Origin of the sequence: Roseobacter ponti, assembly GCF_012932215.1 — a bacterium.
GTDB lineage: Bacteria > Pseudomonadota > Alphaproteobacteria > Rhodobacterales > Rhodobacteraceae > Roseobacter > Roseobacter ponti.
This window is the reverse complement of record NZ_CP048788.1, coordinates 2,054,395-2,077,075: the sequence shown is the minus strand read 5'-3', so window position 1 is coordinate 2,077,075 and position 22,681 is coordinate 2,054,395. Positions and strand designations below refer to the sequence as shown.

The 22,681-nt window shown below is 59.9% G+C and carries 23 protein-coding genes and 1 tRNA gene; 10 read left to right on the top strand and 14 right to left on the bottom strand.

Annotated elements, in window-relative coordinates:
• Positions 1–15: 15 nt before the first annotated feature.
• From G3256_RS09955 to cysG, 6 genes are all read right to left on the bottom strand, one after another.
• Positions 16–864 (bottom strand): ferredoxin--NADP reductase, encoded by an 849-nt coding sequence (locus tag G3256_RS09955; RefSeq protein ID WP_169640670.1) that lies wholly within the window; start codon positions 862–864, stop codon positions 16–18.
• A 71-nt stretch (positions 865–935) separates the two neighbouring features.
• Positions 936–1,337 (bottom strand): DUF934 domain-containing protein, encoded by a 402-nt coding sequence (locus G3256_RS09950; RefSeq protein ID WP_169640669.1) that lies wholly within the window; start codon positions 1,335–1,337, stop codon positions 936–938.
• Positions 1,334–2,104 carry a phosphoadenylyl-sulfate reductase gene (locus tag G3256_RS09945; RefSeq protein ID WP_169640668.1) on the bottom strand — a complete coding sequence of 257 codons (771 nt, stop codon included), beginning with the start codon at positions 2,102–2,104 and terminating at the stop codon, positions 1,334–1,336. The genes G3256_RS09950 and G3256_RS09945 overlap by 4 nt, the downstream gene beginning before the upstream one ends.
• Complete coding sequence (locus G3256_RS09940) at positions 2,094–3,758, bottom strand: nitrite/sulfite reductase (RefSeq protein WP_169640667.1); 1,665 nt, start codon at positions 3,756–3,758, stop codon at positions 2,094–2,096. Before G3256_RS09940 ends, G3256_RS09945 begins: the two co-directional genes overlap by 11 nt.
• A complete protein-coding gene (locus G3256_RS09935) occupies positions 3,751–4,056 on the bottom strand; it encodes a DUF2849 domain-containing protein (protein ID WP_169640666.1) in 306 nt (101 codons plus the stop codon). Before G3256_RS09935 ends, G3256_RS09940 begins: the two co-directional genes overlap by 8 nt.
• Positions 4,056–5,477: a siroheme synthase CysG gene (cysG, locus tag G3256_RS09930; RefSeq protein WP_169640665.1), complete on the bottom strand. Its 1,422-nt coding sequence runs from the start codon at positions 5,475–5,477 to the stop codon at positions 4,056–4,058. Before cysG ends, G3256_RS09935 begins: the two co-directional genes overlap by 1 nt.
• A 139-nt stretch (positions 5,478–5,616) precedes the next feature.
• On the opposite strand from cysG, the gene G3256_RS09925 reads away from it, so the two are divergent.
• Entirely contained in the window at positions 5,617–6,084 is a 468-nt protein-coding gene (locus G3256_RS09925) for an Lrp/AsnC family transcriptional regulator (RefSeq protein ID WP_169640664.1), read from the top strand.
• A 68-nt stretch (positions 6,085–6,152) separates the two neighbouring features.
• Here the strand turns inward: G3256_RS09925 and G3256_RS09920 are convergent, their stop codons facing one another.
• A complete protein-coding gene (locus G3256_RS09920; protein WP_169640663.1) occupies positions 6,153–7,352 on the bottom strand; it encodes a cytochrome P450 in 1,200 nt (399 codons plus the stop codon).
• 239 nt (positions 7,353–7,591) lie between these two features.
• Here G3256_RS09920 and G3256_RS09915 point away from each other — a divergent pair, with 239 nt between their 5' ends.
• A complete protein-coding gene (locus G3256_RS09915) occupies positions 7,592–8,497 on the top strand; it encodes an isopenicillin N synthase family dioxygenase (protein ID WP_169640662.1) in 906 nt (301 codons plus the stop codon).
• Between the two features lie 9 nt (positions 8,498–8,506).
• On the opposite strand, the gene G3256_RS09910 is transcribed toward G3256_RS09915, so the two are convergent.
• From G3256_RS09910 to G3256_RS09900, 3 genes are read right to left on the bottom strand one after another with little or no spacing between them, the layout of a single operon-like run.
• Positions 8,507–8,851 carry a HesB/IscA family protein gene (locus G3256_RS09910; RefSeq protein WP_169640661.1) on the bottom strand — a complete coding sequence of 115 codons (345 nt, stop codon included), beginning with the start codon at positions 8,849–8,851 and terminating at the stop codon, positions 8,507–8,509.
• A 23-nt stretch (positions 8,852–8,874) separates the two neighbouring features.
• Entirely contained in the window at positions 8,875–9,441 is a 567-nt protein-coding gene (locus G3256_RS09905) for a sugar O-acetyltransferase (RefSeq protein WP_246227520.1), read from the bottom strand.
• 35 nt (positions 9,442–9,476) lie between these two features.
• Complete coding sequence (locus G3256_RS09900; protein WP_169640660.1) at positions 9,477–9,839, bottom strand: SUF system Fe-S cluster assembly protein; 363 nt, start codon at positions 9,837–9,839, stop codon at positions 9,477–9,479.
• A gap of 246 nt (positions 9,840–10,085) precedes the next feature.
• On the opposite strand from G3256_RS09900, the gene ppk2 reads away from it, so the two are divergent.
• Together ppk2 and G3256_RS09890 are read left to right on the top strand one after the other, a co-directional pair.
• Positions 10,086–11,000, top strand: a complete 915-nt coding sequence (gene ppk2, locus G3256_RS09895; protein ID WP_169640659.1) for a polyphosphate kinase 2 — start codon at positions 10,086–10,088, stop codon at positions 10,998–11,000.
• Positions 11,000–11,239 (top strand): HP1242/YdcH family protein, encoded by a 240-nt coding sequence (locus G3256_RS09890; protein ID WP_169640658.1) that lies wholly within the window; start codon positions 11,000–11,002, stop codon positions 11,237–11,239. Before ppk2 ends, G3256_RS09890 begins: the two co-directional genes overlap by 1 nt.
• Before the next feature lie 182 nt (positions 11,240–11,421).
• On the opposite strand, the gene rimK is transcribed toward G3256_RS09890, so the two are convergent.
• The 4 genes from rimK to G3256_RS09870 form a co-directional block, all read right to left on the bottom strand.
• Positions 11,422–12,801: a 30S ribosomal protein S6--L-glutamate ligase gene (rimK, locus tag G3256_RS09885; protein ID WP_169640657.1), complete on the bottom strand. Its 1,380-nt coding sequence runs from the start codon at positions 12,799–12,801 to the stop codon at positions 11,422–11,424.
• Between the two features lie 100 nt (positions 12,802–12,901).
• Entirely contained in the window at positions 12,902–13,297 is a 396-nt protein-coding gene (locus tag G3256_RS09880) for a RidA family protein (protein WP_246227515.1), read from the bottom strand.
• A 116-nt stretch (positions 13,298–13,413) separates the two neighbouring features.
• On the bottom strand, positions 13,414–13,692 hold the full coding sequence (locus tag G3256_RS09875) for an NfeD family protein (RefSeq protein WP_169640656.1): 279 nt from the start codon (positions 13,690–13,692) through the stop codon (positions 13,414–13,416).
• A complete protein-coding gene (locus G3256_RS09870) occupies positions 13,692–14,585 on the bottom strand; it encodes an SPFH domain-containing protein (RefSeq protein ID WP_169640655.1) in 894 nt (297 codons plus the stop codon). The genes G3256_RS09875 and G3256_RS09870 overlap by 1 nt, the downstream gene beginning before the upstream one ends.
• A 109-nt stretch (positions 14,586–14,694) precedes the next feature.
• Between G3256_RS09870 and tgt the strand changes: the two genes are divergently transcribed.
• The 6 genes from tgt (at position 14,695) to G3256_RS09840 (ending at position 22,645) form a co-directional block, all read left to right on the top strand.
• Positions 14,695–15,822, top strand: coding sequence for a tRNA guanosine(34) transglycosylase Tgt (gene tgt / locus G3256_RS09865; RefSeq protein ID WP_169640654.1), 1,128 nt, complete (start codon positions 14,695–14,697; stop codon positions 15,820–15,822).
• A gap of 98 nt (positions 15,823–15,920) precedes the next feature.
• Positions 15,921–16,610, top strand: coding sequence for a methyl-accepting chemotaxis protein (locus tag G3256_RS19320; protein WP_169640653.1), 690 nt, complete (start codon positions 15,921–15,923; stop codon positions 16,608–16,610).
• Between the two features lie 199 nt (positions 16,611–16,809).
• Positions 16,810–19,221 carry an endopeptidase La gene (gene lon, locus G3256_RS09855; RefSeq protein ID WP_169640652.1) on the top strand — a complete coding sequence of 804 codons (2,412 nt, stop codon included), beginning with the start codon at positions 16,810–16,812 and terminating at the stop codon, positions 19,219–19,221.
• A 206-nt stretch (positions 19,222–19,427) separates the two neighbouring features.
• Positions 19,428–19,814, top strand: a complete 387-nt coding sequence (locus tag G3256_RS09850; RefSeq protein WP_169640651.1) for an HU family DNA-binding protein — start codon at positions 19,428–19,430, stop codon at positions 19,812–19,814.
• A 60-nt stretch (positions 19,815–19,874) separates the two neighbouring features.
• Positions 19,875–19,949: transfer RNA gene (locus tag G3256_RS09845), tRNA-Val, on the top strand.
• Positions 19,950–20,335: 386 nt separating this feature from the next.
• Positions 20,336–22,645, top strand: a complete 2,310-nt coding sequence (locus tag G3256_RS09840; protein ID WP_169640650.1) for a mechanosensitive ion channel domain-containing protein — start codon at positions 20,336–20,338, stop codon at positions 22,643–22,645.
• Positions 22,646–22,681: the final 36 nt, after the last annotated feature.

The following is a 22,681-nucleotide window of genomic DNA, read 5'->3' as shown; positions in this document are numbered from 1 at the left end:
GCCCTTTTTTTCAGATCAGCCGACAAAGGCCTTTTCGACCACATAATGCTGAGGATCGGAATTGGCGCCTTCCTTCAGGCCGTAGCCTTCGAGGATCTCTTTGAGATCTGTATTAAGGCCCAGCGAACCGCAGACCATCGCGCGGTCGGTTTCAGGTGAGATGCCCTCCAGCCCCAGATCACGGAACACGGTACCGTCTTTCAAAAGCGTGGTAATGCGCCCCATTTTCGGGCTCTCTTCGCGCGTCGTCGTCGGATAATATGTGAGTTTGGCGAGGTTTTCAGCGCCCAGCAGCTCCTGCATCATCTCATCTTCATGCAGATTTTCGATCAGCGTGCTGCCATAATTCAGCTCGGCCACATCGCGGCAGGTATGGGTCACGATAACCTGGTCGTAATCCTCATAGGTCTGAGGGTCGCGCAGTAGTGAGGCAAAGGGGGCAAACCCTGTGCCGGTCGCAAAAAACCACAGGCGCTTACCGGGCAGCAGTGCGTCATGCACGAGTGTTCCGACCGGTTTCGGACGCAGAATGATCTCGTCGCCGGGTTTAATGTGCTGAAGTTTAGAGGTCAGCGGCCCGTCCTGTACCTTGATGGAATAAAACTCCAGTTCGTCGTCCCAGGAGGGCGAGGCGATGGAATAGGCGCGCAGGAGCGGCTTCTGACGTCCTGTCTCGGGATCGGGATCACCCATCAGGCCGATCATCACGAATTCGCCCGAGCGAAACCGCAGCGAGGCAGGTCGGGTCACACGGAAGGAAAACAGCCGGTCTGTCCAGTGCTGAACGGATGTGACGGTCTGGGCGTCGGGCAGGGTCGGTACTTTTACGGCGGTGGCGTCGGTCACAGGTGTTTGCTCGGTCATGAATATGTCAGCGCAGGCTTACACCCGCGTGTCCTTATTAGAAAGTTGTTTTGCTCAGGGAAAGGCGGCGTTCAGCCGCGCAGGCGGGCCTGGTAGTCATGCGCCTGCCAGTTGGCCCGCGCGCGCCATTGGGCTTCCGGCTGCCGGGCGGCGAGGGCGTCGGAGATTTCCACCTCGTCAAAGCCTGCGCGGCGCGCCATGGCGTACTGGTCTGCCAGAACGTGCCCCTGGGCCCGCAGACGCCCCTGATAGCCTCGCAGGCGCAGGACGCGGGCAATGGTGAAACCACGACCATCGGCAGAGGACGGAAACCCGACCCGGATCATGCGCAGGCCGGCACATAACGGGATTTCCGCGGGGTCGGCGTCCGACGGAATGTCGAGTGCATCCGTATCATTGGCCCCTCCCGGTGCGGTAAAACCTGCGGTCCAGGTGTCTTCGGCAAAGCCGGTGTCGGTGACGATAACGGTCATGTTTCTGCTCCTTCGCGGATCATTCTGCCCCCGGCAAAATGGATCCCGCATTCATCTTTGGATGTGTTGCGCCAGCGGCCCGCGCGCAGATCTTCACCCGCACGTACCGCAGAGGTGCAGGGCGCGCAGCCGATGGACGGATAGCCACGCGCCACCAGCGGATGCCGGGGCAGGCGGTTTTCGGTGATGTATTCCTCGACGTTGTCGCGCGTCCAGTGTGCGAGCGGGTTGACCTTGATCCGGAACGTTTCCGGTTCCACCTCGAAAAAGGGCAGGGCCGCGCGTTTCTTCGACTGAAACCGTTTACGTCCGGTGATCCACCCGTTGCTGCCATTGAGTGCTTCGCGCAGGGGCACGGTTTTGCGCAGCGCACAGCAGGCGTCAGGGTCGGTCTTGTGCAGCAGGTTCTGCGGATCACGTGCGGAAATACCGGCACTGCGGATAATTCGCAGATTGCGCAGACCCAGACGTTCCGCCAGTTCCTGCTGGTAAACCAGCGTCTCAGTGAAAAGCAGTTCGGTGTCGATAAAGATCACCGGGATATCGCGATCCACCATCGCCGCCAGATGCAGCAGTGCCACCGATTCGGCACCGAAGCTGGAGACCAGACGCAGCGGGCTGATCTCCTGAAGCGCTGTTTCAATGACGTCGCTTGCGGCGCGGTGGCTGAGTTTTGCGTTCAGCTCATCCGTGAGCGCATGCAGGCCGGTGGATGCCTCTGAGGCGGCGTTTTCCGCCGGCAGGCCGTGCGGCTGGTCAAGCGGCATCAGCCTGCGCCTCCGGATAAAGTGCCGCTTTGAAGGGCGTGAGCCCCAGCCGGCGGTAGGTCTCCAGAAAGGTCTCGGAAGGCTCTGTGCGCAGATCAAGATAGGCAAGCACCAGACGTTCGATGGCCGGAACAATCTCCTCTGCCGAAAAGCCCGGACCCGCGCGCTCGCCGATATGGGCGGTCTGCGTATGATCGCCGCCCAGCGTGATCTGGTAGTTTTCCACCCCCGCCCGGTCGAGGCCGAGAATGCCGATATGGCCCACGTGGTGATGCCCGCAGGCATTAATGCAGCCGGAGATCTTGATCTTCAGCGGTCCCACGTCATGCTCAAGCTTCAGCTCGTCAAAGCGGGTCGCGATCTCCTGTGCGACGGGGATTGAGCGGGCCGTGGCCAGCGCGCAATAATCCATGCCCGGGCAGGCGATGATATCCGAAATCAGACCGATGTTGGCCGTGCCGAGACCTGCGGCACGCAGAGCGGAGTAGATGGAGGCAAGATCGTCTTTGTGCACATGAGGCAGGATGACGTTCTGCTCATGGCTGATGCGCAGCTCATCATGGCCGTAGCGCCTGGCGAGATCGGCCATCAGGCGCATCTGCGCGGAGGTCGCATCCCCCGGCGTGGCACCGTGTGCCTTGAGGCTGATGGTAACGATCGCATAGCCGGGGACGCGATGCGGCGCAAGGTTGGTATCGGCCCAGCTGCGGAACGCCGGATAGTGCTGACGCGCATCCAGATAACCGGTTTCCGGTGCCTCGCGGAAGTCCGGCTGCGCGAAATCCGCTTCGATGCCGGCCAGCATCTGCTGGTCCACGCCTGTGAACTGCTCCCGGATCTGCGCAAAGCGTTCCTCGACGCGGGCGCCGAAGTCTTCCAGACCGTTCTCGTGCACCGTGATCTTGATCCGCGCTTTGTATTTATTATCCCGTCGGCCCAGCAGGTTATAGACGCTGACGATGGCCTCCAGATAGGGCAGCAGATCCGCACGCGGCAGGAAATCACGCAGCACCTTGCCGATCATCGGCGTGCGGCCAAGACCGCCACCCACGATGACCTCAAACCCCTGCTCGCCGTCGCGTTCCAGCATGCGCAAACCGATGTCATGCGCTTTGGTGACCGCGCGGTCATTGGGGCTGCCGGTCACGGCGACCTTGAATTTACGCGGCAGAAACTGAAATTCGGGATGATCGGTGGACCACTGGCGAATGAGCTCGGCCACCGGGCGCGGATCGGCGATTTCATCTGCGGCGGCACCGGCGAAATGATCGGCCGTCACATTACGGATCGTGTTGCCGGATGTCTGGATGGCGTGCATGTCAACCTCCGCCAGCGCATCAAGCATATCGGGCACGTCGCGCAGCTCGGGCCAGTTGAACTGGATGTTCTGACGCGTGGTGAAGTGGCCGTAGCCCTTGTCCCACCTGTCGGCGATATCAGCCAGCTTGTGCATCTGGCGGCTTGAAAGCGTGCCATAGGGAATGGCCACCCGCAGCATATAGGCATGCAGCTGCAGATAGAGACCGTTCATCAGGCGCAGCGGCTTGAACTCGTCCTCGGTCAGCGAGCCGTCGATGCGGCGTTCGACCTGGCCGCGGAACTGTCGGTTGCGTTCAGCCACAAATGCGGCGTCGAAATCGGTGTAATTATACATGGGTCCCGGCCTCCTGTTTGCCGTGTGCATAGTTTGAGGGACCGCGGGCCCGGAAATCCTCGCGGAAGTGATCGGGCTCAGGTGTGCCATCGACCAGTTTTACATCCGCCAGATAGACACCGACCACGTGGTCGGTCTGCTGACTTGCATCAATCTCGCGCAGGCCCGCAACCGCTTCGTCGGTCAGGACCTCTGCGTCTGCGAGTGAGCGCGACCAGCCGGTGGCTGTCTGATAGATCACATCGCCTCTCAGCAGGTCATTGGCGGTGACAACTTTGGGGGTAAACTCGCGGGGCATTACAAGGCCTCCTGTATCGGGGTGATGGTGCTGGCATAGCTGTTGGTGACGTGGCGCTGTGCGGCAGCGGCCGCCCGCGGGGCGAGACCGTAGAATGTCAGCGCCGGCCCGGACATATCCGCCGATGCAAGTGCCGCGGGCAGCGCATCAAGCGTTGTCTCGAGGATACGCTGTTCCGGGCGCGAGGCGTTCTCGATCACGGTAACCGGTGTGTGGCGGTCTGCGCCATGCATGATCAGCCGTCCCTGGATGAAGCGCGCGGATTTCTTGCCCATATAGATCGCGGCGACCTCACCCGGGCGCGCGAGGGTGGCCCAGTCATGATCGGCAAAGCCTTTCATGTCGTGACCTGTCAGGAAACGCACAGAGGAATTCCGGCCCCGTTTCGTGAGGCTTTGCCCGATCTCGGCAACAGCGGCAGAAGCAGAGGTAATCCCCGGCACGATGCTCCAGGCGATACCTTCAGCGTCGGCCGCGTCGATCTCTTCGTCAAGCCGGCCGAAGACTGTCGCATCGCCGGATTTGAGACGCACGACCTGCGCTCCGGTGGCCGCGTGTTCTACGATCAGTGCGTTGATGTCCTCCTGCTTCATCGAGGGGCCGAAGCCTTCCTTGCCGGCGTCGATCATCACAGCTTCGCGGCGGGCAAGCTCCAGCACGGGCTTGCTGATCAGCCGGTCATAGACCACGACATCGGCCTCATCGAGCACGCGGCGGGCTTTCATCGTCAGCAGATCAGGATCGCCCGGACCTGCACCAACGAAATGGATGTGGCCGTCGCGGGCACGGCGCTGAAGATGGCCTGCCAGCAGGGCGTCGAGACCTGCGCGAACCCTGTCCTCACCGCCTGCAATATCCGCGGGACCGGTGTCGAAATAGTATTCGCGCCAGAAATCCCGGCGTGCGCGGCCAAAGGGCAGGGCATTTGCGGCCTTGCGGAAGGTTTTGCCGATCCGGGCGAGCGGACCGAGCGCTGCGGGCAGGCGGGCCTCAAGATCAGCCTTTATCGCGCGGGCCAGAACAGGTGCCGCGCCTTCGGTGCCGATGGCGATGGTCACCGGGTCGCGGTCGACGATGGCCGGCGTGATGAAGGCACTGTCCTCCAGATTATCCACGACATTGACGAGAGCACCATCGGCGCGGGCAATCGCGGCTGTGCGCGCGTCTTCCGCGTCATCTTCGTCGGCTGCATAGAAAAGGGCGGCGCAGAGCGTGTCACCGGGCGCCATGGCGCGGCGCTCGAGGCGCAGTTTGCCCTCACGGGCCCATGTCACGATCTCATCAGCAGGTGTCGCGCTGAAAACCGTAATATGGCCGGTGGATTTCAGCAGAAGGCGCAGTTTCGCCAGAGCCGCCTCGCCACCGCCTGAGAGAACGATGCGCCGGCCCTCAACGCGCAGAAATATCGGAAAGTGATCCATAGTGTCATCCGTTTCGCTTTTCTGAGCTTAATATAGGAAACATTCCCGGTTATTGGCTATGGGGGTGGGTTGATAAGGATGAGTGTTCTGAATATGAAGACATTAGAAACATTTGTTCCGGTTGATAGGAGAAGACAGAATGGCGGTCCGTATTGATGACACAGACCGGAAAATCCTCGGAGAGCTGCAGCGCGACGCCAGCCAGTCACTTGATGAAATTGCGGCACGCGTGGGCTCTTCCAAGACCCCGGTCTGGAATCGGATCAGGAAGATGCGCGAGGCGGGGATCATGGGGCCGCAGACCGTAGTACTGGACGCGGAGGCGCTTGGCTTTGAGGCCTGTTTCTTTGTACTGATCCGGACATCGGAGCATGATGCAGAGTGGCAGGCGCGGTTCCTCCAGGCGTTGCGGGACAGGCCGGAGGTCCAGGAAGCGCACCGGCTGGCAGGAGATATCGACTATATCCTGAAAGTCCGGGTTAAGAATGCGCGCGCCTATGACGTGTTCTACCAGGCACTGATCTCAGAGGTGAAAGTGCATAACGTAACGGCGCTTTTGTCGATGGAAGAGATTAAATCCACCACCATGCTGCCCCTCGGGACCTGATCCGGCGGAGCGGCTGCGCCGCATTCGATTTTTAGTGCTGCCCGCGCCATCGATCCTGTCGCGCCCTGCTACAGGCCCGCACGCGACCCGCATGTCACCATGAGGCTGGACAGGCCGTGAAAATGGTAGGTGTCTGCGTAGTGCGGCTGTGCTGCAAGGGAAAGCTGCGGACAGGCCTCAAAGAGCATCCTGAGCCCGGTCTGCAGCTCAAGACGCGCGAGCGGTGCGCCCACACAGAAATGCAGACCACCTCCGAAAGCCGCATGTGGGCCTGGTGCGCGGAACGGGTCGAACAGATCCGGCCGGGCCGCCCGGGCGGGATCTCTGCCGGCGCTGCCCAGAACCAGTGCAACCTCTTCGCCGGCGCGCAGGGTGTGACCGCCCACACAGACATCTTCATAAGCGTAGCGCGTAAATATGTGCAGGGGCGGGTCGTAGCGCAGGATTTCCTCAACTGTCGCTGCAATGTGGCTGTCTGTCAGGGCCGCGCGCGGGGTCTTGTTTTCCAGCAGCGTTTTCACAGCGTTTCCGAGGGTATGCACGGTCGCTTCGTGACCGGCATTCAGCAACAGGATACAGGTAGAGATCATCTCATCGCGCGAAAGCTTCGCACCATCGTCTTCCGCTGCGATCAGTTCGGTGATCAGGTCGTTGCCGGGCGTGTGGCGCCGCTCTTCGATATGCGCGGACAGAAAGGCGGTGAACTCCGCCGCTGCCGTATTGGCCGCCTCTTCGGTGTCGCGCGTCCGACCCGCCTGATACATGGCAACCATCCGGTTTGACCAGGCGAGCAGCTCCGGCGCCATCTCTTCAGGGACACCAAGCAGGCGGGCAATAACGCGCACAGGCAGGCCGGTGCAGAAGGCGGGGAGCAGATCAAAAGGATCATCAGGCAAAGCGCTCAGAAGATCCGCCGAAATCTCGCGGATGTCAGGTTCAAGCCCCCTGATCCGGCGCGAGGTAAAGGCTCGCAGCACAAGGCCACGCAGCCGGGTGTGGCGCGGTGGTTCCAGATCCAGCATTGAGTGCTGCTCCAGGGCATCAAAGGCCCGCAGATGGTCAGGGGCAGGGCGGTTCTGTCCGGGCGGCAGAGCGCGGCCCAGACGCCTGTCGCGCAGCAGAGCCTGAATGGTCGCGGCGTCGAAGACGGCCATCATCCCGAAATCTTCCCAGAACCGCACCGGATCACCTGCAAGCACACGGGCGTAAAGAGCATAAGGGTTCTGCACAAAGGCAGGGTCATGCGGGGATTGCTGCAGAAGTTCCATGCCGGTGTTAAAGCCGGTGTGACCCGATAAGGGCAAGAGGGGTGTGACGGTAAGGCCAGCCCTTAACCCGGCTAAATCCGCAAGCCGGATCGTCAGCGGCCGGACAGGTGAGGACAAAACGCTGAGCACACCGGCTGGCCGTTTTCGTGGTGCGTCCCTGACGGAATACCGCAATGGTTGCAGCGGGCGGTGCTTTCTGGCATGCCCCGGCCCTCAGACGGGCCGCGAAAGGTGCTGATATGATACCGATGATTGATGCCGCAGACCTGACGGCAGGCGATAAAACCGCAGTCAGTGACCTGCGGGTAGCGGCCACACAGACCGGGTTTGCCGTGGTGCGGAACACTGCACTGAGTGCGGAGCGGGTAAACGAGGTAATTGACACATACCGCGCATTTTTCCGACTGCCGGCGGAGGAGAAGGCGCGCATTGATATGGCGCGCACAGGCGCGAACCGCGGCTGGGGTGCTCCCGGCTCAGAGCAGGTGGATGCATCCGCGAACCCGGATTACAAACAGTTTTTCGACAGTGGTTTCGATCTGCCTTTCGATGATCCGCGCGCGGGCCTTGCGGTTTATGCGCCCAGTCGCTGGCCGCAGGCACCCGACGGGTTCAGAGAGGTTATTCAGCGGTATTACACTGACGCATGTGGTGTCGCTATGGGGGTGCTGCGCGGTCTGGCGCAGGCCATTGACGCTCCGCGCGATTATTTCGATGGCGCGTTTGACGTGCCGATGGCGCTCCTGCGTGGCAATTACTATCCGGAACGCCCGGCCTGGGCCACCGAGAAAGATTTCGGCATCGCCACGCATACGGATTACGGCTGCCTGACGCTTCTGGCAACCGATGGCTCACCCGGGCTTGAAGTCCGCAGGCGCGGTGGTGGCTGGCTGCCGGTCAGCGCAGCGCCCGGCGCCTTTATCATCAATTTCGGTGATATGATGGAGACCTGGAGCAATGGCGTCGTACGCGCCACGCCACACCGTGTAGTCGGCGGCGATCACGAGCGCATTTCAGTGCCGCTCTTTTTTAACCCGTCCTCAGACACCAATGTGGCTCCGATCGGATCGGGTGAGGTACTGCTCGCAGGCGATCATCTGCAGGCGCGCTTTGCCGAGACTTACGTGCACCTGCAAAAGAAGTGACCTGCCGGGTCAACCGAATTTGATCGATTCACCGCAACCGCAGGCTTCGGTCACATTGGGATTGCGGAATTTGAAACCGGATTCGAGCAGCGTCGTCTCGTAATCAATCTCGGTGCCGAAAAGAAACATCTGCGCCATCGGGGCAATCATCACCCGCGCGCCGTCCTGTTCGACGACTTCGTCATTGGGGTCCGTCGCCTCGACGTACTCCATGGTGTATTCCATGCCTGCACACCCACCCTTTTTCACGCCGATGCGCAGACCGGCGTGGCCGGCGGACTGCATCAGCTTTGCAACCTGTGCGGCGGCTTTGGGGGTCAGTGTAACGGCCTGCTTGCCCGGAATACCAAACATGACAAAACTCCTTTGAGGACAAGTTAATCAGTTGCAGGCTTTGCTACAAGCGGGCGGGCGGGATTTCCCGCAACTGTGATGCCGGCGGGCACATCCCGCGTCACCACGGCCCCGGCGCCGATCACCGCGTCATCGCCGATGCTGATACCGGGCAGGATGATGGCACCGCCGCCAATCCAGACATTCCGCCCGATGGTGATCGCACGGCCAAACTCAAGACCGGCATCACGGGTTGCCGCATCACGAGGATGATCCGCCGTCAGGATCTGCACCATCGGTCCGATCTGCGTCATATCGCCGACGCGGATGGGGCAGACATCCAGCAGTACACAGCCGTAGTTGAAGAAAACATCATCGCCGAGATAAATGTTACTGCCGTAATCGGTGTAAAAGGGTGAACGCAGTGCGCAGCCTGAACCGTAGCGCCCAAGCCACTGATCCAGAATGGCTTTTCTGTTATCGGTTTCAGCGACCGTCGTGGCATTGTAGTCGCGTTGCAGCGCCTGGCTGCGCGCCCGGGCGGTCACAAGTTCCGCATCGCCGGGCCGGTACAGTTCGCCGGCAATCATTTTCGATTTTTCACTGCGCACGGGGTGGGATCTTTCGCCTGATGCTCCCGCCGGGCTTACATAAAGCCCAGTTCGAGCCGCGCCTCATCAGACATCATGTCCATGCCCCAGGGTGGCTCCCATACGAGATCGACATCTACCTGTTTCACGCCTGCCACAGGTTCGACCGCATCAGCGACCCATCCGGGCATCTCTCCGGCAACCGGGCAGCCGGGTGCTGTCAGCGACATTTTAATCTGCACTTCATTTTCCTGGTTGATGTCGATCGTGTAGATCAGGCCCAGTTCATAGATATTCACCGGAATTTCCGGGTCATAAACCGTCCGGCAGGCGTCAACGATCTGCTCATAAAGCGGATGATCAGTTGAGGATGGTGCGATCAGCGGTGCGCCTTCAAGTGGTTCTGGTGCGTTGTTCATCGGGGACCCCGGCTGTTTTCCTGAGCATTTATATAGGAATTATCGCGGCAGGGGTAAAGGGGGACGGCGGTGATTAGCCCGCCCCGCCCCGCAAAGTCAGGCAATCACAGCGATCCCAACCGTTTACGCGATGCAATCTGGCATGCGGTTTCCTGTATTTTGCCCACATGAGCCCCTCTTTGACCAGGATCAAAGACAGCCGCACCCCGCGCTGGTTTTATCCCGATGACAACAAAGGAGACCAGAATGACGGAGCAGGTAAAGACAGCCCCCGTCGCCGCAGCGAAAGCGGCTGCCCCGGAAGAGACAAAGGCACTCGTTCGCCAGGTGCATCGCGCTTCTGTTGCGCGCGGGCGCATGGGGCGTCGCGAGTATGAAGCGGCCAAGGCAGAGCTTCAGGTTGAGCTTCTCAAAGTGCAGCACTGGGTGCAGGAAACCGATCAGAAGTTCGTGATGCTCTTTGAGGGTCGGGACGCTGCGGGCAAGGGCGGCACGATCAAGCGGTATATGGAACACCTCAATCCGCGTGCCGCACGCGTTGTGGCGCTGAACAAACCCACCGACGAAGAACGCGGCCAGTGGTTTTTCCAGCGCTACATCAAACACCTGCCCACAAACGGCGAAATCGTGCTTTATGACCGGTCCTGGTATAACCGCGCCGGGGTGGAGCGGGTGATGGAATTCTGCAAACCGGGCGAATACCTGGAGTTCATGCGCCAGACGCCGGAGTTTGAACGGATGCTGGTACGCTCTGGCATCAGGCTTTTTAAATACTGGTTTTCTGTGACGCAGCGCGAGCAGCGCCTGCGTTTTGCGTCCCGCGAAACAGACCCGCTGAAACGGTGGAAGCTGTCGCCGATCGACCGCGCAAGCCTCGATAAATGGGATGACTACACCGAAGCCAAGGAGGCGATGTTCTTTTACACAGACACCGCGGACGCGCCCTGGACGGTGGTCCGCTCAGACGACAAGAAACGCGCGCGCATCAACTGCATGCGGCACTTTCTGTCCTGTCTGGATTATCCTGACAAAAACCCGGAGGTGGCTGTGCCGCCTGATCCGGACATCGTTCACAATGCCGGGCGGGTCGTGCACGCGGCGGATCACATACTGGCAAGTTCGCTGCACCCGCGCAGCCGCCGGTCAAAGGAGGGGGTCTGATGTCCCACGTACCACACGAACTCGCAGCGGACTTTCCCGACAAGGCCGGTCTGATTTCATCTTTGCGTCAGAGCGACAGCCATTTTGCCCGGCTTGCGGATGCCTATCACGAGATCAACCGCGAGGTGCATCGCGCCGAAACAGACGTGGCGCCGGTTTCGGATGAACATCTGACAGAAATGCGCAAACAGCGCATGCATCTGAAAGACCAGATTGCCGCCCGCCTTGCAAAAGGCTGAGGCAGCAGACCGCGCGGCCTGAACTTTTCGTGGCCGGGAGGGGCGTTCCGGACGGGACCGGGGCAGCAGGCCATCCGCTGAGCGGATGGAATTCCTGTCTGTGTCCGGAGCGGGCCGGCTACGTTTCGGGCCGCGCGGTTCTTTTCGGGATAACAGCATAATCCCGACAGCGAAGGCGAGCTTCAGCTTTTTCGCTTGCGCACCGGCTGTGGTCTCACGCGGGTTTCGATCTCGTCATACAGCTTGCCGACGATATCCTTGCCGCTGGCCTTTTCGATACCTTCGAAACCGGGCGAGGAGTTGACCTCCAGCACTTTCGGCCCCGTTGAAGAGCGCAAAAGGTCCACGCCCGCCTTGCCCAGATTGAACGCCCGCGCGGCTTTCACGGCCGTCTCACGTTCCTCGCGGGTAATGCGAACCACTTTAGCAGAGCCACCCCGATGGAGGTTCGAGCGGAAATCGCCCTCAGCCCCGGTGCGTTTCATCGCTGCGACGACCTTGCCGGCAATCACCAGACAGCGGATGTCTTCGCCGGCGGCCTCTTTGACGAAGTCCTGCACCAGGAAGTTGGCACGCAGCCCGCGAAAGGCGTCAATCACCGATTCCGCGGCCTTCTTGGTCTCGGCCAGGACCACGCCCTTACCCTGGGTGCTTTCCAGCAGCTTCACGATAAGCGGCGCGGTGCCGACCAGCGCCATCAGGTTGGACGTGTCCTTTGGCGAGGCGGCAAAGGCCGTCGAGGGCATGCCGATCCGGCGTGTGGCCAGCACCTGGTGGGCGTGCAGCTTGTCACGGCTCGCAGTGATGCCCGCCGAGCCATTCACGCAATAGGTGCCGATTGCCTCGAACTGGCGGATCACGGCGGTGCCGTAGGGCGTGATCGACGCGCCGATCCGCGGGATCACCGCGTCATAGCGGGGCAGACGTTTTCCGTCATAATGCACTTCGGGTGCCAGGTTGTTGATCGCCATATAACAGCGCGTGGTGTCGATGACCTCGACCACGTGGCCGCGGGCCTCACCGACTTCGGTCAGCCGGCGGGTGGAGTAATTGTCTTCGCGGCTCAGCACCGCAATGCGCAGAGCGCGTTTGGGCGCGCGGCGTTTGAGTGCGGAGGAATGATAATCATCATAGCTCAGTTCCGGCTGCAGATGCCTTTCCGTCGGGCTGATCGAGATATGATCCGAGAGCGCCTGTCGTCCGAGCAGCATGCGCGATGACATGCCCGCGCGGTTCGTGAGCGTGATCTCAATCGGCCAGCTCTGGCCGTTCACCGCCAGCGTTGACGAAATGACATAGCGCTGTTCAGCCTCACCGTTTGAGGATGTCACTTCGCGTCGATCAACCAGCGGGGCAGAGCAGGTGATGGCCATATCCTCGCGGCCCGCGATCGGGTGCACGTTAAAGCGCACCTTGGGATTTTTTGCGGACCCAAAGACCTCGATATCATGCGCATGCAGCGCCGATGTGCGCGCGCCCGTGTCCACCTTGGCCTTCATTGCCGGCAGTCCGAGATCGGGCAGCGAGACCCATTCTTCCCAGCCAAAGGTCAGTTTTTCCACGTGCGTCTCCCGGATATCAGCGTCTGCGCACCGGGTATCAGCACGGATTGGGGACCACAACCGGAAGTCCTGTCACAGGGGCAGGCCGGGCCGGTTCATGTCACTCCGGCACGACCGCATCGACTTCGATCTCGACAAGCCATTCAGGATTAACAAAGCGCGTCACCGCCATAATCGTGTCCACTGGCCGTGCATCGAGGCAATAAAGCCTGCGCGCATCAATTGCTTCTTTCCAGCTGTCGATATCTGTCAGAATGACGCGGGTGCGCACAATGTCCTGCACCCCGGATCCGGCCTGTTCCAGGGCATCTTTTATGATCTCAAAACACTGCTTTGTCTGCGCATAAACATCTCCCGGGCCGACGGTTCTGCCATCGGCGTCAACCGGCGCAGTGCCTCCCACCGCGATAAAGTTGCCGACCCGGACGGCGCGACTGAACCCGACCACGGCCTCCATCGGATTGCCGTTTGATACCAGTGTTCTGCCCTGTGCCATGTCGCACGCCCTTTCGCTGTGTGATGCTGTCGCGCCCACAGTCTGCCATCACCGGCAGAGTATGAAAAAGGAATTGTGCCGGGCAGGTGGCAGGCCGAAGCCGCACCGGGAGAATTTCAGTTGTCGTTTATGTCACGGGTGACGATCCGTGCGCCGGACGTCTGGCCACGGAATACAAAGCGCAACCCGACCCATGCAAGGAGCGAGACACCGCCAAAGACGGCAAAAAGCACCGCCGCTGACGGGACATAACCAAAAGCCACCAGCGCCGCAGTGACCAGCGCGCCGAGCGCGAACCCCAGAAAGATGAAACCCGGCGCGAGTACCTCGATGATGCCCAGCACAAGAGCAATCGCGACCCAGATCCACCACAGGCTCAGGAGTGCATCAACCATCAGCTGCGTCCTCTTAGAAGTTTGAACGCGTCTCCGAAGGCTTCGATGGCCTGGGCGGGCAACACAATCGTCTGTTTGCCTTCACCGGCACCCAGCTTATTGAGGGCTTCGACCTGTTTCAGCGCGATCTGGTACTGTGCGGCCTCAAGACCGTTTTCATTGATCGCGGTGGCGACCATCTGCGTGGCATAGGCTTCGGCATCTGCAAGGATCCGGCGCGCCTTGGCGGTCTGCTCGGAGGCGTAAAGCTCGGCGTCGGCCGCCAGTTCGACGGCGCGTTTGGAGCCTTCGGCTTCGGTCACCTGGGCGCGGCGGGCACGTTCGGCGTTAAGCTGCTGAAGCATCGCTTCGCGGGTGGCCTGATCAAGGTTCACATCGAGGATTTCCGCGCGCGTTACTTCGATCCCCCAGTCATCCACGGCATCCTCGACCGAGGCTTTGATCGTGGTGATCAGCTGCGACCGGTTGGCCTGAACGTCGTCAAGATCCATCTTGCCGATCTCCGCGCGCACAATACCGGCCACGGTGGTGGCAATTGCAGGGTCCACGTCGCGGATCCGGTAAACGGTGCGCTCCGGCTCGGTGATGCGGTAGAAAACGGATGTCTCGACCTGCACCAGCACGTTGTCGCGGGTGATCGCATCCTGGCTGGCGTTGGGCAGCTGGCGCTCCAGAATTGAAATCTCATGCGCCACACGGTCAATGAAAGGCACGATCAGATTGATCCCCGGGCCCAGAACGGCCCGCAGCCGGCCAAACCGTTCAATGACATACTTCTCGGACTGCGGAACAATCTTGACGCCTTTGACGACGATGATGATCAGCAGGGCAGCCAGCAGCAGATAGATGAGATTGTTTTCAAGCAGTCCCAGAATGAAATTCTCGATGTCCACGCGTCATTTCCTCATTGTCCCGCCTGCTATGAAGGTGGCGCTTGTGCGGGATTATTGCAAGTTCAGCCCGCTCGCTATATCGCGCCTGTGACATTAGCAGGGCGCTCAGATGACAAAGTTCAGTTTTACCAGGACGGCGCAGGATGGCCGTGCGCGGACCGGTGTGATCGAAACGGCGCGTGGTGCGATCCGCACACCCGCCTTTATGCCTGTGGGTACGGCTGCGACCGTCAAGGCGATGCTGCCCGGATCGGTGCGCGAAACCGGTGCGGATATACTTCTGGGCAATACTTATCACCTGATGCTGCGCCCGACGGCAGAGCGGATTGAGCGGCTGGGCGGGCTGCATAAATTTATGAACTGGGAAAGGCCCGTCCTGACGGATTCAGGCGGCTTTCAGGTGATGAGCCTCGCGGCCCTGCGCAAACTCACCGAAAAGGGCGTTACATTCAAAAGCCACATCGACGGCTCAAAGCATGAAATAACTCCGGAGCGTTCGATGGAAATCCAGCGCATGCTCGGCTCCGACATCGTGATGTGTTTTGACGAATGCCCCGCGCTGCCTGCGAGCCGCGCACGCATCAGCGAAAGTATGCAGCTGTCGATGCGATGGGCTGCGCGTTCGAAAGAGGCCTTTGGCGACCGTCCGGGGCATGCCCTCTTCGGCATTCAGCAGGGGGGTCTGGAAGAGGACCTGCGCGCCGAAAGTGCCGCGGCCCTGCGCGAGATCGGCTTTGACGGCTATGCGGTCGGCGGTCTTGCCGTCGGTGAGGGGCAGGAGGCGATGTTCGGGTGTCTTGACTTCGCGGCCGGTCAGTTGCCCGAAGACAGGCCGCGCTATCTGATGGGCGTGGGCAAACCGGATGATATCGTGGGCACGGTCGCCCGCGGGATTGATATGATGGACTGCGTTCTGCCGAGCCGCTCCGGGCGCACGGGTCAGGCCTTTACCCGCCGCGGCGTGCTCAATATCAAAAACGCCCGCCATGCGGATGATCCGCGCCCGCTTGATGAACGATGCGGCTGCCCGGCCTGCCGGCAGTATTCGCGGGCCTATCTGCACCACGTGTTCCGCAGCCAGGAAATTATCGCCTCGATGCTGATGACATGGCATAACCTGCATTATTATCAGGACCTGATGGCCGGGATGCGCGATGCGATCTCAGCAAACCGCTTCGCGGCTTTTGAGGCGGACTTTCATGCAGCCCGGGCAGAAGGTGACATTGAGCCGCTGTGATCCCGGGTTGCCTCGCGAGCGGTCGCGCCCGCCGGCTTTAACCGGGGCTTAACCTGCGCAGCGCTACACCTGTGCGGACATCAGCACGGAGCCGCACCATGAAAGATTCGCATGTCAGACCGTCCCGGGAAAAGGGACTGTCGCCGGACCAGACACTGCATGCGATCCTGCAGGATTTTGCGCCTGCACGGAATGCGGCAATGCAGCTGCTCGTCTATCATATTGAAAGCGAAGGTAAGGTGACAGGCCATGTCTCCCCTCAGGATCTGATCGACGCGCGGGATGCGCTGCGCCGCGCCTCCGATGCAGCGGCGACACTGGTTGCCCGTCGCCTTGAGCCGCTTCAGATCACGCTGCAGCCTGATCTGGCCGCGCTTCAGGTGCGCGTCGCTAAATCACTCGCGGAACTGCTGCGCACGGTTGAGCATCTGTCCTGCAGCGAAGAAGAGGGTGTGCGCGGGTTCAGACCTGGCCACAATATGTACCAGCTCTGCTGTGAGGAAGTCGCGCAGGGCGTGGCCGCCTTTTCGGATGGAATCAGTGCGGCATTTCTCGAGATGACAGAAAAGGGCAAGGCCGACGCCCTCAGTAAAACCAGCACGATTGCTATGGAAATCGGTAAAATCGGGCGCGTGATCAATATGGTTGCCACCAACGCCTCAATTGAGGCCGCGCGGGCAGGGGATGCCGGAAAGGGCTTCACGGTGATCGCAGATGAGGTCAAGGTTCTGTCTTCGCGTGTCTCTTCGCTCTCGGTGTCGCTGACTGACCGCCTCAGTGTGAACTGACCTCGGAAGAAAGGTGTTGCGGACGGCATTTGTATGCTTGTGCTTCCGCCTGCCTCTGGCCATGCTGAGCGCAGCTAATAACACAGGCAAGGTTGATTTCAGGTCGGGCACGCCCCACCTTAGACTTCCTGAACCGGAGATGGTCGTGGCTGCTGCAGATGCGGGGCCGGTGCCGTCTTGCCAAGAATAAGGAAAGAGCATGCAAGAGCCGCTTAACGCCTCCTATCCCGTCCTGCCGCTGCGCGACATTGTGGTTTTCCCGCATATGATCGTGCCGCTCTTCGTCGGGCGCGAAAAATCGGTCCGCGCCCTCGAAGAGGTGATGGCGGACGACAAACAGATCCTCCTGTCGAGCCAGATTGACCCCGGCGTCGATGATCCCGACAGCGACGGCATCTACAAAGCCGGTGTGCTGGCCAATGTGCTGCAGCTTCTCAAGCTGCCCGACGGAACCGTCAAGGTGCTGGTCGAGGGCCAGGCGCGTGTGCGCATCACTGAATACCTTGAAAATGAAAGCTTTTTTGAGGCGCGTGCGGAGTATCTCACTGAGATGCCAGGCGATCTTGCCACGACCGAGGCGCTCCTGCGCACGGTGGCGGATGAGTTTGATCGCTACGCCAAAGTTAAGAAAAACGTGCCTGAAGAGGCACTTGCAGCCGTCGGTGACTCCACCGAGCCGGCCAAACTGGCAGACCTCGTTGCCGGCCACCTTGGCATTGAAGTGCACCAGAAACAGGATCTGCTGGAAACGCTGAGCGTGTCGGAACGTCTTGAAAAGGTCTACGGTCTGATGCAGGGCGAGATGTCTGTGTTGCAGGTCGAGAAAAAGATCAAAACCCGCGTCAAAAGCCAGATGGAGCGCACCCAGCGTGAGTACTATCTGAACGAACAGATGAAGGCGATCCAGCAGGAGCTGGGCGATGGTGAGGACGGCAAAAACGAAGTTGCCGAACTCGAAGCCAGAATTGCAGAGACAAAGCTCAGCAAGGAAGCCCGTGAGAAAGCTGATGCGGAGCTGAAAAAGCTTCGCAACATGAGCCCGATGTCTGCTGAGGCGACGGTGGTTCGCAATTATCTCGACTGGATGCTCGCCATTCCGTGGGGAGTGAAATCGCGCACCAAAAAAGACCTCAGCCGGGCGCAGAAAGTCCTCGATGACGACCACTATGGCCTCGAAAAGGTTAAGGAACGGATCGTTGAATATCTTGCGGTGCAGCAACGCTCCAGCAAGCTCAAGGGTCCGATCATGTGCCTTGTCGGCCCGCCGGGTGTCGGTAAAACGTCGCTGGGCAAATCGGTTGCTCGGGCGACGGGTCGTGAATTTATCCGCATCAGCCTCGGCGGCGTGCGCGACGAATCCGAGATCCGCGGCCACCGCCGGACGTACATCGGCTCGATGCCGGGTAAGATTATCCAGGCGCTGAAAAAGGCAAAGACCACCAACCCGCTGATCCTGCTCGATGAGATTGACAAAATGGGGCAGGATTTCAGGGGCGACCCGGCGTCCGCCATGCTCGAAGTGCTTGATCCGGAACAGAACTCCACCTTTGTGGATCACTATCTTGAGGTCGAATACGACCTGTCGAACGTGATGTTCCTGACCACATCCAACAGCTATAACATGCCGGGTCCGTTGCTCGACCGGATGGAGATCATCCCGCTGGCTGGCTATACGGAGGACGAAAAACGCGAAATCGCAAAACAGCACCTCGTGCCGAAACAGATCAAAAATCACGGTCTGAAAGCAAAAGAGTTCGCCATCGAGGATTCTGCGCTGACCGAGATGATCCGCACATACACCCGAGAAGCGGGGGTGCGGAATCTCGAACGTGAAATCGCCAAGGTTGCCCGGAAATCGCTGACAAAAATCATTCGGAAAGAAGCCGAGACCGTCACGGTCAACGGCGACAACATCGATGATTTCCTTGGCGTGAAAAAGTTCCGCTACGGTCTTGCAGAAAAGGAAGACCAGATCGGTGTCGTAACCGGCCTCGCCTATACGTCCGTGGGCGGTGAGCTTCTGAGCATTGAGGCGCTGCGTCTGCCGGGCAAGGGCCGGATGAAAACGACCGGTAAGCTTGGTGATGTGATGAAGGAATCGATCGATGCGGCGTCCAGCTATGTGCGTTCAATCAGCCCGACGATCGGTGTCAAACCACCGCTCTTCGACCGGCTCGACATCCACGTGCACGTGCCCGAAGGGGCCACGCCCAAGGATGGCCCTTCCGCCGGTCTTGCTATGGTGACATCGATTGTCTCTGTGCTGACGCAGATTCCCGTCCGCAAAGACATCGCCATGACGGGCGAGGTCACGCTGCGCGGGAATGCACTGGCAATCGGTGGGCTGAAGGAAAAGCTTCTGGCAGCGCTCAGAGGCGGCATAACGACCGTTCTCATTCCTCAGGAGAACGCCAAGGATCTTCCGGAGATCCCGGACAACGTGAAAGAGGGGCTGGAGATTATCCCGGTTTCGCATGTGTCCGAAGTTCTCGAGCACGCTCTGGTGCGCAAACCGGAACCCATTGAATGGGACCAGGCCGCAGAGGAAGAGGCCGCGGCAGCAGCGATGAGCAAGTCGTCAGGCTCAGGAGATTCTGCCACAGCGCATTGATCGACAAGAACCCAAACGATGGGGCGGCCCTCAGGGACCGCCCCTTTTTCGTTTATACATATGGTGTTACCTGAAGAAGTTTATGTTATTGGATTTTACAGCTCGCGGCTCTTACACCGGACTGGATCGGACGCGAGAGGCCCTGTAAGCTTGAGATACCCCGCGGGTCGGACTCATCCGGATCCCGTGACAGAGGAAGGGCAATCATGGCACTCGCAGGCAAAACGACAAAAAAGCGCACACCGCGCAAAACAGTGACCAAACCCACCACAACCAGCAAACCAAAGGCAGTCGCGACGGTCGAAACCACCGCAGACGACATAAAGGTGGCGCCGGAACTGCGCAAAAAAGAACTGATCGAAAAGGTGGTTCTGCGCTCAGGCATACGGAAACGCGATGCAAAACCGGTGATTGAGGCGATGCTGGAAGAACTTGGCATGGCCGTAGGTGAAGGGCGCGGGCTTGTGTTGCCGCCAATGGGTCGACTGAAAATTATCCGGCAAAAAGATACGGCCAATGGACAGGTCACCGTAATCCGTGCGCGCCGAAAGGCGCCGGTGGTGGTCGGGCTGCCCGAGCCTGTAAGCGACTGAGGCGTATTTTGCCTCTGACCACTTGCGGGGCGGCCGGCAATTGGCTATGTCGCCGCGCATGGGTGATTAGCTCAGTGGTAGAGCGCTTCGTTCACATCGAAGATGTCAGGAGTTCAAATCTCTTATCACCCACCATTGTGCCCCGCTGGATGTTAAAAAAGACAGCTTTTTCGCTGATCGGGTGATGCAGACCTCGTATTCATACGCATCCGTTTTACCATCAGGCCGGCCACTTGCCGCGGCTCCTGCACGCCGCAAATATTGTTTTAAACCGGTTTTACCGCCTGAATGACTGCGGATCGGGGACCGTTAAAAACCCGTCATGCTCAGACGCAACACTGTGGTGCCCGAAGACGTAAAAGCATAAGGGGCCGGAATTCCTGACTGTTTTCACAGGGGGCCGGTGGCAGAGTGCGCAAAAACACCGCTAACCACAGTCGGCTTTCCATTTCCGCTTCAAGCCTTCATAAACGCCTGCGAAAAAAGGCCGCCGGTTCCGAGCGGCTAAGGCAGGTAGGGTTATGAACATTAATTCACTTCTTCGCGCATTCTGTGCGATCGTTTCTGTTTTCTTCATCCTTGGCAGTGTTCAGACAGCAACCGCTCAGGCGGTGCCGGGTGTGGCGGGCGGGCAGGAGGACGCTCAGGCAGAAACGTCGGCGCCCGAGGCCCTCGACGCTCTTCTCGAAGTGCTCAGAGACGATGCTGCGCGGGCCGCGCTGATTGCTGAGCTGGAAAGCTCCATGCAGGCTTCAGAGATGCAGGCGTCTGAAGAACCGGCCAGCGCCGAACCCCCGCAGTCGCTCGGGCGCCGGATCGCGCAGATCACACAGGAGGCCGGCGAAGAGGGGGCCCGTGTGGTCAGCACGGTCTGGACCGCTATCCGGTCCGGCGGGACAGTTTTTGACGGGCTGAAGGGCGATGAACTGAGCATTCTGGTGTCTGCTCTGCCGGGTCTGCTGGTTGTGATCGTGATTACTGTCGCGACCTTTCTGGTTTTGCGGCGGTTCGCGCGGCGGCTTTATGCGCGGATGGGCAAACGTGCAGAAAACTCAGGGCCGCTGCGCTCGGTTGTTCTTTTTCTGGAATCCAATCTGACCGATGTATTTATTGTTATCTTCGCATGGGCTCTGGGGTATCTGGTCACCATCACCCTGGTTGGTCAGTTCGGCCAGATCGGCATCCGGCAGTCGATGTATCTGAACGCCTTTCTGATTGTGGAGCTCGCGCGCGTGGTGATCCGCGCCGTGCTCTCTCCGGCCGCACCCGGTCTGCGTCTTGTTCCGTTCAGTGACGGGGCCGCACGGGCGCTGACCCGGTACCTCAGCATGGTTGTAAGCGTTCTCGGCTATGGCCAGCTTCTGATCGTTCCGATCGTGAACCAGAGCGCCTCAATGGCCGCAGGCAATGGAATTTCAGCAATGCTTTCGGTGTTTGTCCTGGTCTATCTGGTCTATATCGTGTTGCGGCGCCGGCGCGAGGTCGCCCAGTGGCTCGAACGCCGGACCCGCACTTATGACCTGCCGGATGTCGAAGCCGAAGAGCTCGGGATCGTTCCTGAAAAGACCACGCGCCAGGGTTTTCTTGTGCGTTTGCTGCGCGGGGTCGCGGGCATCTGGCACTGGTTTGCACTGGCCTATCTGTCGGTAATGTTCCTGATTGTAATGACACAACCCGCAGAGCGCACGATCGCCGCCATATCGGGCTCGGCAAAGATCGTGTTTGCTATCATTCTCGCCACGCTGCTCTCAGGCGTGCTGGCCCGCGCCATCGGTCGCGGTATCAGCCTGCCCGAGGATCTCACAGCCAAGCTGCCGCTACTTGAGACACGGATCAACCGCTTTGTGCCCCGCGCCTTTGGTCTTGTGCGCCTCGCGCTCCTCTTTCTGGTGTTGTTTTTCAGCCTCGACGTGATCGGCCTGGCCGATGTGCGCGGCTGGATGGAGAGCCAGGTGGGGATCTTCGTGACGGCGAAAATCATCTCGGTGGGCCTGATTTTCCTGGTCGCCTTCATGCTCTGGCTCGCGCTGACCTCCTTTGTGGATTACAAGCTCAATCCTGAATACGGGGCCGTCCCGACCGCACGGGAAACAACGCTTCTGACCCTGCTGCGCAATGCGGCCACCATCGCACTGGTGGTGCTGACGGCGATGTTCTGTCTCTCAGAGATCGGTCTCGACATTGGCCCGTTGCTGGCATCTGCCGGTGTGCTTGGTCTGGCCATCGGTTTCGGTGCCCAGAAAATGGTCCAGGACATTATAACCGGTATTTTCATCCAGTTCGAAAATGCCATCAACGTCGGCGATGTGATCACTGTGGGCGGCATCACCGGTGCGGTTGAAAAGCTGTCTGTCCGGTCGGTATCCCTGCGCGATGTGCATGGTGTGTTCCACATCATTCCGTTTTCCTCGGTGGATATGGTGTCCAATTTCATGCGTGGTTTTTCATATTTCGTCTGCGATATGGGCATTGCTTATCGTGAGAACGTGCAGGAGGCCAAAGAAGCCATGCACGAAGCCTTTGATCTGCTGATTGAGGACAAGGAAATCGCCCGGGATATTCTGGGGCCGCTTGAATGGTTCGGCGTCAACAGCTTCGGCGACAGCGCCGTCGTCCTGCGGGCCCGTATCAAAACCGTGCCTGGCAAGCAGTGGGGCACCGGGCGCGCTTATAACGGCCACCTCAAAGAGATCTTCGACGCGCGTGGCATCGAGATTCCGTTCCCGCAACAGACCATCTGGTTCGGCGAAGCCAAAGACGGCACCACGCAGCCCGTGCGCATCAAAAGGCCGGAGGAGCCGGGTGACACCTCAGCGTCGGGTCAGGAGTGAGGTTGTGTCAGCCGGCGCAGGTTACTAAGTTTCGCG